Origin of the sequence: Citrobacter sp. wls826 (assembly GCF_005281245.1) — a bacterium.
Classification (GTDB): Bacteria; Pseudomonadota; Gammaproteobacteria; order Enterobacterales; family Enterobacteriaceae; genus Citrobacter; species Citrobacter braakii.
The window spans coordinates 1-9,914 of sequence record NZ_SZWS01000058.1 but is presented as its reverse complement, the minus strand read 5'-3'; the positions used below and the strand labels follow the sequence as shown (position 1 = coordinate 9,914).

The window sequence follows — 9,914 nt, the reverse complement described above, 5'->3', positions numbered from 1 at the left end:
CGGGGCGGCGGCGCTTTTCAGTGGTGGGGAGGGGCTGGATGGTTGGATGGGCACTGGTTTTTGGCTAAATATTTTGGATGTTGTAACTATTTTATGATGTCTTTTGCCCGCCACTTTTTGGCGGGAGGTACCTCTGTGTTTTCCAAACCGGCGCGGACGTAAGTCCGCTGCAAGGGCGGTCATTCTCATGAGCCTGTCCACAGGGCGGGCAACGAACCCGGATCGTCGGGATGGCGATGCAATAAAATATTTTCTTCGTCCTGCGCGAGACGTTTATTCGTCTGGTGTGTTTCCGGACTGGTGTCTGTACGGGCTGTTTTTCCCGACGTCGTGACCGTTATTCCCCCATCACTATTCGGGGTGATTCGTGCATCCAGGTTCAGCGTTTCCCCTGCCGCGCTCTCATCTCCCTGCTGATCGTTCCCTGATGCGTTAGGCCGTTGGCGCGCCTTTTGCAACATATCCAGGGCTGAGGTAACGGGCTGTTCAGTACCGGATATACGATGGCGGAGACTGCGCAATGCCGCCGGCAGAGTGCTGTCCTGAACAACAGGATTGGGCACAACTGGAATGGCTGCAGTCATGTGAGGAAGCGAAATATCACAGGAATAACGGCAGGCACTTACGCTCTGGAGCAGAAATGCGCTATATTTATGCGCATACATGATGCGCAGAGGATTTAACAATGAATACGACTATACGGTCGCGCAAAAGAAGCACCAATATTTCGCTGGATGCCGCCCTGGTGGACGAAGCGAAGATGCTTAACATCAATCTTTCAGCAGCCCTTAATTCTGCTCTTGAAGACGTAGTCCGTGCCGAACGTCAGGCCAGATGGAAACAGGAAAACAAAGCGGCTATCGATGCCATGAACAAATTTACTGCTGAACATATTATTCCTGGCAGCAGTGCAGCTTTGAGAGTCTTTAAATGAATCAGGGAACCGTATTCAGAAGACTGGACAATCCGGAATATCCGTATTTCGTCATAGCGCAGTCCGATCAGCTAATCGATCTCAATACGCGGGTCATCATTCCTTTTGTCAGATGGCGCCAGTCATTACCTGGAATGAGCAAGATTAATCCCGTCGTTAACATCGATGGTGAACGATATATTCTGATGACGCAGCTGATTCAGACGGTCTATCTTCATGAGCTTGATGAGGAGGATATTCACAGTTACCGCCCTGAGATGAGAGATCTCATCGTCAGTGCGGTAGATTTCCTGACAACGGGAAGTTGAAAGGAGTTACATAATACCGGCGATTGATTTGGCCAGTTGTGCTTCCAGTACTGGCTTCGCCTCTTCAAATTTGAGGTTTACCTTGTTGGCATTGGAGACCACGCGGGTTTGATATTTTGCCCTGTTACCTTGTTCCGTGCTTGTCTGCACCTTAACTCCAGAAGTCCCTTGCTTTAAAGCGGCAACATTATCCGTTGTTACAGTCGCTTTACTGCGCTCAGAGATTTGCAGATCGGTCACCATCGTGTAGTTAATATCTTCAACCATCGCATCAGCGGCCATACCGATCAGGCCGCTAGCCAGGCCAACTCCGAGTGTGGCGCCTGCAGAACTTGAGTTATACGCAGTGATGCCTGCACCAAGAGCTGCGCCCATCGCTGCTCCTTCATAGCCAGTTTTCAGGAATCACTGTGCTTCACGCAGGTCCATCTTCTCTGCCTTCAGAACGTTGGCCTGAATCCAGTAGTAGGCGGTGTCCGGAGAACTGGAAACCCGGTAACCTTTTGCGGCCAGTTCACTGGTAATTTTCGCCTGCAGGCCTGACATGTCTTTGTCGGAAGTATTGCGAATCTGGAGATAAACAGTCTTCTCTGAAGATGGTTCCAGCCAGATGGTTTCACTCATCTGGGTCTTTACTTCAAGGTTGCGCTTTTTCACAGCCGTGGACATGGCTCCGCAGCCCGAAAGTACCAGGGTAGAGGCAACTAAAGTTACAACTGCATATTGTTTTAATTTCATGGTTTATCCTGTTTGTTTTTCCAGCACACTACTTATCCTGAAATTCAGGATGAAATTCATTGATATAGCGCATTAAGTTAAGAATTATCTTAACCAGCAATTAATAAGCATCGCTCAAGCCTTAACATATAAGGGCGGCTAACAATTTTAATTGTTAATAACCACCAATGAAATTATGAAGCTTTAATTGACAAATATTAAACAACACAACCAGTTCAGGCAGTTAAACATTCATTAGGATAAATCATGATAAAGACCTGCATTCTTCGAAAAGGATGCAGGCTTATAAGTTGAAGTATATTCAATTCAGATTTTTATTAATTTTTTTAACAATGGTCCAATTCCATATTTTGTCACTTTAAAATTTACAGTGATTGAAGTAACAAAAATCGCCACAAACATCAGTATTGGTGTTGAAAGTAAATATATGGGATCGTAGAGGGACATCAAGCATGTCATCACTAATGCACAGATGTAAATAACAACCCACTTATACAAGGCGCTTTTAAAATGAATTATCAGAGGGGTTGTTCTCCTGATATCTTGAGGTATCAGATTGTAAAGGCCAATGTAAGGAAGCAACATCATGTACTGGGCAAGGCTTACCACTATAGACAGATAAACTGGTATGGCTCCACCTGAGAAAAAATACTCTACAAACAGGCTGGCGCTTAAATTTCTATGGTTAAAGTTGGCACATACCATACCAAATGTTAATGCAGAGAGAAGACTACCAATCGCGGGCAAAGTTAATGCAGTTATCATTATCTTAACCGCTGATGGTACAGGTCTATCATTGTCAGAAACACCATCTAAAATCGCCTTCACATCACGATTAACGTCGTTGAATGTAAGCATTTTTACCTCGTTCTCTTTCTCAATTCTTCAATGTTTTCTTATGTTTCTCAATCTCATCACTGTGTAGAATAGGCAATGCAGTTTGTCTTAAATCCTCTGCGTGCTTACCTTCTATAAATTGTGATTTAATATTCTCACTTTCGCCTTTAAGAATATCACTGGATGCCCGAACAGTGGATTGTTTTTTATCAATTTCTCCAGCAGAATTGTTGATGTTATTCTGAATATCAGATCTTTGTTCTGCAGCCCTACGTTTCAAGTCGTTTTGAGGCTCAAAAATCTGCCCACTGTGTTCGCGCAGTTTTTCCTGATTTTCCTTAAAAGAATCTGACATATCATTACCTGTGACATTCCCGCCCACAGCAGTTCTGTTATCGGTGATATTTCTCGACTTACTTACCTGGTCAGTTTCCGTTTTATACTTGTTGTGACTTCCGGAGTGATTCTCTTCGCGATAAGTATTAGCTAATGGAGTTGAACTATTTTCTTCATTCCCCCGCGCCCTATTACTTACAGATGAATGTGAGTCACCTGAAGATGTACTGGTTACCCCTTCTGAAATTCCAGACGAACTGTAATGCAGTCCCCCTTGTGTATCTTCAGTCCCCACCATTTGCTGATTACTCTGAGCTGGATCCACAACATGTTTATCACTGAACGGGGCATGCTCTGAACCGGTTATAAGGTCTGAGCGACCTTGCTGATAATCTCCGATAATCTCAGGTTTCAAACGTTCATTCACAAACTCTTGATTGTAGTTAGTATCTAAGCTTGCACTCTGGTTCTGTGCGATCATGGCCATCCGGCTGAACTCATCGCTCTGCGTCGAACTGGTGGTGTATTGATGATATTTGCTTTCCGCATCATTAAGAGTGGCTGCAAATTGCTGAACGTCGTTGGTTGCCGCATTTTCCGTATGATTTGATCCCTCACTCACACGGCTGCTGGTAACCATATCCATACCCTGACGGAAGTCATTTATGGCCTGACTGTTTTTATCATGCCGCATATCCTGAGTATTTGAGTTAGTCTCCTGAGTACCATGAGAACTTCCACTACTCCCCTTAGCCTCAACTCCTCCATGCCCCTCAACTGAAACTCCTGTTACCCATTTACCAATCTTACCGAAAGCCTGGTCACCTGATTTGAATTTAACGCTACCTCCCGCGTTAACACTCATCTCACTCGATTTTGACATAAGCTCATTGTAGGCTTCCTGCGTGGAAATATTGTTTCCTTTGGCGTAGCTCTCCACTGCAGACATCATCATGTTTGCGCCGCGCGTAGCATTTGTAGCCTGACTGTTTTCACTACTTGAGATCAGGTTGTCGCTGGTGCCACTCTGGCGAGAGAACTGCGCCAGTTGGGACCAGCCACTGGCCACGCTATGGTTATAACCATCCAGTGCAGTCTGCGCCTGTACCTGCGACTGACGCGCCGATTCCTGAAATCCGCTGCTGGCCAGTTGGCTGAGCTTCATATTCACCGGGAGATTAGACATAGCACCAGAGCCATCAATAACGGTATGGCCACCGGCAGTCATTGTCTGTGTGGAACCATTATCAGCCTGCCATGTCTGTTGGCCCTGACGTTGTACCAGGTTTGTATCCATTTTGTTCTGGTTTACGTTGTCCATCGACATATTGTTAAACGACCAGTTTCCATCTGCAGTCGTGGAAGATACACCTGCAGCCGTGAAGGCCGCCGAACTAAGCATGCCTCCTGCTACCTGTGATCCAATTGCCGCCGCGCCCCGGGTAAGGTAGAACGAAAGAACAGGAATCGAGAGTGAAAGATATCCGGCCAGGTTCGCCACATCCGAATGCTGTAACGCCACAATATCTTTGTTAGAGAGGACAAGTGCTGTCCCTCCAGTTTTCGACTGCAACCAGTAATTTGAGGCGTAGTTAAGGATCGCGAACATGATTGGCCATAGCTGGAAATAGATAAAACCACTCACGTATATTTTCAGTGTATTCAGGCCGAATACACCGTGGTTAGTGGCCGCATTCTCTGTCGCCAGATTCAGCAAGTTTGCGGTATCTGACGAACGGGCTGCGAACCCTTTAATTCCCTGTCGTATCGCGCTGTTAGTGATATTGTTCTTCATAATCTGCGAGGCAGTCATTCCTCCGGCATAAAAGAAACCGTAGCTGTCCCCCATCGCACTGGATAGCAGTGTGGCTCCATTAATTTTATTGCCGAATATCTTCTGCGTCAGCCAGGTAAACGTGGCGCTGCCAGGATTAGCTTCAACGTTGGCCAGCGTTTTAATTTCCGCAGCTGCCTGTTGGCAGGTTATAAACTGCCTCGTTGTGGAGGATGTTTTAAATATTCCACGCAACGGGCTTGGATTACTGGTGATTAGCGCCAGCGGATCGGACGAGTTAAGCAGCTGATTCACGGTGTATTTCCCGTTCAGCAAAATGTCACCAATTACGCAGTTTTCCACATAATCCGGCAGCATCTGTGCCAGTTCCGGGTTCTGTGTCGTGAAGTCACTTGTTTCGGCCACTATCTGTGAACCAAAAAGCATCCCCGTTTTGCTGTAGGTTACCGAGTCCGGGCGAGCCATCAGAGAATCATATAACGAGGTCATCTTATAGCCGACACTTGTCGTCAGAGAGGCAATACCAGCCAGTCCAACCGGAACATTATCGGTTTTCCAGACAGCTGCAGGATCAGATATATCGATCACCTGAACGGAACGCTTCGGAACTAACAAAATCGTGGTAATAATCATGAAAACAGCCAGCCACTGCACAAACAACATCGGGTTACGTTGTTTGATAAACATGATCAACGCAGCCAGTACCCCGAAGGTGCCCGCCATACGCAGCAGCGTACTGAATGTACTGGAGCCGATGAGGGTTACAACGGCGTCCAGCGCCGTTTTCCACATCCCCCCGCCGTAAATGGTGTAAATCTCAAGCATCAGCGATCACCCCAATGGTAGTTGCTCTGGTATGAGCCAGAAACGATGGTGGATACCTGCTGTTGCAGGTACTGCATATTGCGGTCGATACCATCCAGTGCATTCTGATCTGCAGCTGACTGCAGTTTCATGTCAGCCAGAAGCCCCTGCGCGTGAATAACGTTGTCACGCAGCTTCGCGGCAGCTTCTTCCGGGAAATTTTTACCCGCCAGGGACATACTGGCCTGTTTAACCAGCTCCTGGAGATACTGAATCATCAGGTCCTGCGCGATAAAATCCGACACCTGAAGCAGATAGGTCGCGCTCATTCCCATGCTCTGAGCGTTAGTCAGATATTTCAGTACCGGGACCGACGTGGTGTTCACAAACCCTTTTTCCTGGTCGGTCAACGGCCTGTCATCTACCAGTTTGTTCTGCATGGAGATCATCAGGTTTTTAACCAGGGTAACAAGAGCACTTGATTCAGAAATACTGAGGTTGGTGACGACCGGATTAAGACAGAGTGAGGCTTCATCACATCCGTATACTTTCGCTGTACCACCGCGCATCAGGACTTTTATCAGATCACGGTTATCAACCAGCGGCGTAAGGATAGTGACATCACCATTCCTGTTAAAAATGATTGAGCCGACAGTACTCATCACCAGTTCTTTCAGGGCGCGGTCACCACTCAGTAATCCATTTTTGCTGAGTGAATCCCAGATGAGATTCTTGTTTTTCAACACCTGGTCTTTCTGCTTATCTCCGGCCCGGGACGTCACACTGTCGCTCTGCCCGCCGACCGTACACCCCTGACGCGATGCAGCCCAGTCCGCAAACATATTGGTTTCACCGGCTATGTCCTGACAGATCTTTTGCTGTGACACCTGTGTCACCGGCCATAACCCTCCTATGATGCCCTGTGCTGCCTGACACGAACTCATATTCATCGAGTTCACATCGCTGGCCAGTTTTTGCAGGAAGTCCTTAGCCTGTTTCAGTTCCGGGACCATCGTCTGTAAAGCAAGGTCAAAGGCATATCCCAGCGCGTTGCTCATGATCTGTTTAACGAAGCGCTGAATTTCTTCACCGCTGATCATGCTGAATGAACCAAGATACGCATCAATGCCACCGCAGCCGGCATTGAGGGAGGGCATCCCTTCACGACTTTAAGGGCATTACCTTGTGTGGACATGCTTGTTTTCTCCGGAAGTAAACAATGTGTTTGTGCATAAGTGTTTGTTTACGCACGAGATATTGTCCCATAACCCTAAAAAAAAAAAACCGTGACACATGTCACACTGTTAAAAGTTTTTGGGAATATTCCTAATATGTAAGTTCGGTAGGCTTTGTCTCTCAGACTGACGATGTATCGCTTGCGAGATCTATAGCAATGAAAGTAAAAGAGAAAATGTGGGAAGGGCGCGGAAGGCCACGTAAATTCCAGCCTGGTGAGGCTGTTGAATGGAGGCTGCGCGCTCCCGATAACTTACTCATGGAGCTTAGAGTGTGTGCCCGCTTAGGCAAAAGAAGTGTGAATGATGAAATTATTGCAAGGTTATTACTATCACTAAATTATCAGCCAAATAGTCCTGTGATTAAAACGGCAGAGGGAGAGCGTTTGATTGCATTGGCTGTAAAATTTGAAAACTGGCTTAGTAACCTGCTTGATGCTGAGAGTGGTAATGCAGATGAAAATACAGAGTCCAGTGCTTATGCAGAACGGTTATGGATGTGGCGTGAGGGTGAGCGTATTTTACTGCCGGGTAAAACCACGGGGTATAGTATGCGAATTCCTGAGAATCTGGCGGAAGAGATTCGAACTATGGCGAGGGTTCATAGACGCAGCCTTAATGATGAAATGCTGACAAGGTTGATGAATACTTTTGGGTATTTCACAGAGAGGATTCTTGAACAGAATGAAGATGCGCAGGCATTGAAAGTTCTATGTCTTGAATTTGAAGTGTTTTTAAAAGAAAAAATCGCCAAGGCTGAAAAGAGTGCACTGCCCGGAGATAAAGACGGTACACAGTGATCGATGAAGCCGGTTCAGCCCGGCTTCTGAATTACTTCTCATCGATGATGAAGTGCTTTCGGTCAGCTTCATCTTCGGCATCGTTAATGGCGCTAATGTTATTATTTATGAGGTCATCCAGTGATACACCCGACTGTGCCCCCTTGAGGTTTACATAAATTTCTGACACAAGCGCCGTTAAAATCATAATACCTTCTCTGGAGCCGGATACTTTTCTTATCAGGTCACGCCTGAATCCATCGAGGTCAAATGTTGAACCTTCTTCCTTTGATTTATGAACCATAAGTCCGAGGCGAACCAGTTCGTTAACTGTTGATGAGTAGTTGGTTTCAGAACCGGTTGCGCCCTTCTGTATCTCTATATCGACAATATCCTGAATCTCCCTGTCAATTTTATCTTTGAAGTAGATGTTCTTGCGCGGCATAATATTTTCCTGAAAATTTCATGCAGTGCCGGATGCGGCACTGTGCTATCCCGATGAGACAGATTTAATACATCAGAAAGCTTCTGTTTTAAAGTCTTTGCCGGGTATTAGAATCATAATCAAGCTGTTATGTGTGTGGCAATCCGGCACTATGATGTGTGTGCATGTAGCACCATCAGGTGTGTTAATTAGGCACCATTATGTGTGTTGATCAAGCACCACTATCTTTTAAGTTACTCTATTATTTATATACACACAATCCCCACACATCACAGTGCTTAATCAGGCACTGCAAGGTGTGTTAATCCGGCACTTTCAAGTGTGGGGTAACGGCACTGCAAAGTGTGTCAATCCACACACCTTTTATCTCTATATACTCACATTCCGCATTACAGCTTAAAGTAGCCTGATGAAATTAAAGAAAAAATCTGCAAGATGAAATCTTGCGTGGGGTGTGATGTTTTAATGGGTTAGCAAAGAGCGGCAAGTTAATAAACGTTTCATGGTTGTTTTCATTATTTGAGGATGTGGCTAAATGCATGATTTGAAGCGCTTCCGCGCGTTTGTAGGGAATTATCTTGATTAAAATGATCTGGCGGGATATTTTTTATTGCATAGCGTGCACAGACTATGATAGACATAAGGGCCACAAGATGAAAATAACTAAAACCCCGGCCTTATTACTGGCATTCTCGCTCTCAGCAACGGCTACTCCTCAAATGTGTTTCGACCAGGCAGGGAGAGATTACCAAATAGATCCGCTTCTGCTTATGGCAATATCAATTAAAGAGAGTCGTCTTAAACCTGCAGTGATTAATGGATCTAATGGTAATGGAACGGAAGATGTCTGTGGTATGCAGGTAAACAGTTCTCATTACGGAAAACTTAAAAAGTTTAATATTACCCGCGAAAGATTATTAAGCGATCCATGTATATGTGTGTATTCAGGGGCATGGGTTCTAGCACGTAACTTTCAGTCTTATGGACGAAACTGGGATAGCGTAGGAATATATAACATGGGACCTCGTGACGAGATGATAAAAAAACGCAAAGCTTACGCCACTGACATTAAGAACATCTATCGAATTCTCCTTGCAAGAAAAATAATCATTGCTGGTTCATCGGGAAATCGAGACTCCCTATCTATTGATAGAGATAAAAGAAATCGATGTAAGTAAAAACCAATAATAAATATCCTCCGGCATAGCCGGAGGTTTTTCTGATGCGCCTATAAGGCTCTGTTACCAGCCGCGCCCTAACAGGCGCATACGATCTGACATTTGCATCAGACTTCGTTACTTACGGCCCGTAAACGGGCTACCCGGATAAGGGATCGATAACTGCTCGCCCATTTTATCCTCTGCAAGCTGGTGCTTTATGTATTCCTGTATCCTTGCCGTGTTCTTACCCACCGTATCTACGTAATACCCACGACACCAGAACTCCCTGTTCCTGTATTTAAACTTCATATCACCAAACTGCTCATACAACATCAGACTGCTTTTACCTTTCAGATACCCCATAAAGCCGTACCCCATAAAGCCGGATACGCTCATTTTGGGCGGGATTTCCACAAGCATATGGATATGATCTGCACAGCATTCCGCTTCCAGGATCCGCACGTTTTTCCACTCACACAGCTTCTTAAGATGCTACCTATCGCCCTACGTTTCTCCCCGTAGAATGCTTGTCTTCGGTATTTG

General features: G+C 45.8%; 9 protein-coding genes and 2 pseudogenes. 4 read left to right on the top strand and 7 right to left on the bottom strand.

Annotated elements, in window-relative coordinates; all coding sequences use genetic code 11:
* Nucleotides 1-185: 185 nt before the first annotated feature.
* The gene (locus FDW87_RS21085; protein ID WP_212725446.1) at nt 186-563 is read right to left on the bottom strand and encodes a hypothetical protein; all 378 of its coding nucleotides are present in this window, start codon (nt 561-563) and stop codon (nt 186-188) included.
* Between the two features lie 122 nt (nt 564-685).
* On the opposite strand from FDW87_RS21085, the gene FDW87_RS17270 reads away from it, so the two are divergent.
* Together FDW87_RS17270 and FDW87_RS17265 are read left to right on the top strand one after the other, a co-directional pair.
* Nucleotides 686-934, top strand: a complete 249-nt coding sequence (locus tag FDW87_RS17270) for a type II toxin-antitoxin system CcdA family antitoxin (protein WP_079939577.1) — start codon at nt 686-688, stop codon at nt 932-934.
* Nucleotides 931-1,242: a CcdB family protein gene (locus FDW87_RS17265; RefSeq protein ID WP_079939576.1), complete on the top strand. Its 312-nt coding sequence runs from the start codon at nt 931-933 to the stop codon at nt 1,240-1,242. Before FDW87_RS17270 ends, FDW87_RS17265 begins: the two co-directional genes overlap by 4 nt.
* 6 nt (nt 1,243-1,248) lie before the next feature.
* Here the strand turns inward: FDW87_RS17265 and traT are convergent.
* From traT to traH, 4 genes and pseudogenes are all read right to left on the bottom strand, one after another.
* A pseudogene (gene traT / locus FDW87_RS17260) lies at nt 1,249-1,980 on the bottom strand (conjugal transfer complement resistance protein TraT).
* Nucleotides 1,981-2,286: 306 nt separating this feature from the next.
* On the bottom strand, nt 2,287-2,838 hold the full coding sequence (locus FDW87_RS17255; RefSeq protein ID WP_137380009.1) for a hypothetical protein: 552 nt from the start codon (nt 2,836-2,838) through the stop codon (nt 2,287-2,289).
* Nucleotides 2,839-2,857: 19 nt separating this feature from the next.
* The gene (locus FDW87_RS17250; protein WP_137380008.1) at nt 2,858-5,773 is read right to left on the bottom strand and encodes a conjugal transfer protein TraG N-terminal domain-containing protein; all 2,916 of its coding nucleotides are present in this window, start codon (nt 5,771-5,773) and stop codon (nt 2,858-2,860) included.
* Entirely contained in the window at nt 5,773-6,909 is a 1,137-nt protein-coding gene (gene traH / locus FDW87_RS17245; RefSeq protein WP_252363230.1) for a conjugal transfer pilus assembly protein TraH, read from the bottom strand. Before traH ends, FDW87_RS17250 begins: the two co-directional genes overlap by 1 nt.
* A 236-nt stretch (nt 6,910-7,145) precedes the next feature.
* Here traH and FDW87_RS17240 point away from each other — a divergent pair, with 236 nt between their 5' ends.
* Nucleotides 7,146-7,787 carry an Arc family DNA-binding protein gene (locus tag FDW87_RS17240; protein WP_137380007.1) on the top strand — a complete coding sequence of 214 codons (642 nt, stop codon included), beginning with the start codon at nt 7,146-7,148 and terminating at the stop codon, nt 7,785-7,787.
* 31 nt (nt 7,788-7,818) lie between these two features.
* On the opposite strand, the gene FDW87_RS17235 is transcribed toward FDW87_RS17240, so the two are convergent.
* Entirely contained in the window at nt 7,819-8,211 is a 393-nt protein-coding gene (locus tag FDW87_RS17235; RefSeq protein WP_100280319.1) for a relaxosome protein TraM, read from the bottom strand.
* Between the two features lie 653 nt (nt 8,212-8,864).
* Here FDW87_RS17235 and FDW87_RS17230 point away from each other — a divergent pair.
* Nucleotides 8,865-9,389 (top strand): lytic transglycosylase domain-containing protein, encoded by a 525-nt coding sequence (locus tag FDW87_RS17230; RefSeq protein ID WP_137380006.1) that lies wholly within the window; start codon nt 8,865-8,867, stop codon nt 9,387-9,389.
* A gap of 117 nt (nt 9,390-9,506) precedes the next feature.
* On the opposite strand, the pseudogene tnpA reads toward FDW87_RS17230, so the two are convergent.
* Nucleotides 9,507-9,914, bottom strand: a pseudogene (gene tnpA, locus FDW87_RS17220) (IS200/IS605 family transposase); the annotation flags it as partial.

Excerpts from the sequence above, each read along its gene's own strand:
- FDW87_RS17255 (WP_137380009.1), bottom strand. The coding sequence starts at position 2,838 with ATGCTTACATTCAACGACGTTAATCGTGATGTGAAGGCGATTTTAGAT.
- FDW87_RS17250 (WP_137380008.1), bottom strand. The coding sequence starts at position 5,773 with ATGCTTGAGATTTACACCATTTACGGCGGGGGGATGTGGAAAACGGCG.
- traH (WP_252363230.1), bottom strand. The coding sequence starts at position 6,909 with ATGCCCTCCCTCAATGCCGGCTGCGGTGGCATTGATGCGTATCTTGGT.
- FDW87_RS17265 (WP_079939576.1), top strand. The coding sequence starts at position 931 with ATGAATCAGGGAACCGTATTCAGAAGACTGGACAATCCGGAATATCCG.
- FDW87_RS17230 (WP_137380006.1), top strand. The coding sequence starts at position 8,865 with ATGAAAATAACTAAAACCCCGGCCTTATTACTGGCATTCTCGCTCTCA.
- FDW87_RS17235 (WP_100280319.1), bottom strand. The coding sequence starts at position 8,211 with ATGCCGCGCAAGAACATCTACTTCAAAGATAAAATTGACAGGGAGATT.
- FDW87_RS17240 (WP_137380007.1), top strand. The coding sequence starts at position 7,146 with ATGAAAGTAAAAGAGAAAATGTGGGAAGGGCGCGGAAGGCCACGTAAA.
- FDW87_RS17270 (WP_079939577.1), top strand. The coding sequence starts at position 686 with ATGAATACGACTATACGGTCGCGCAAAAGAAGCACCAATATTTCGCTG.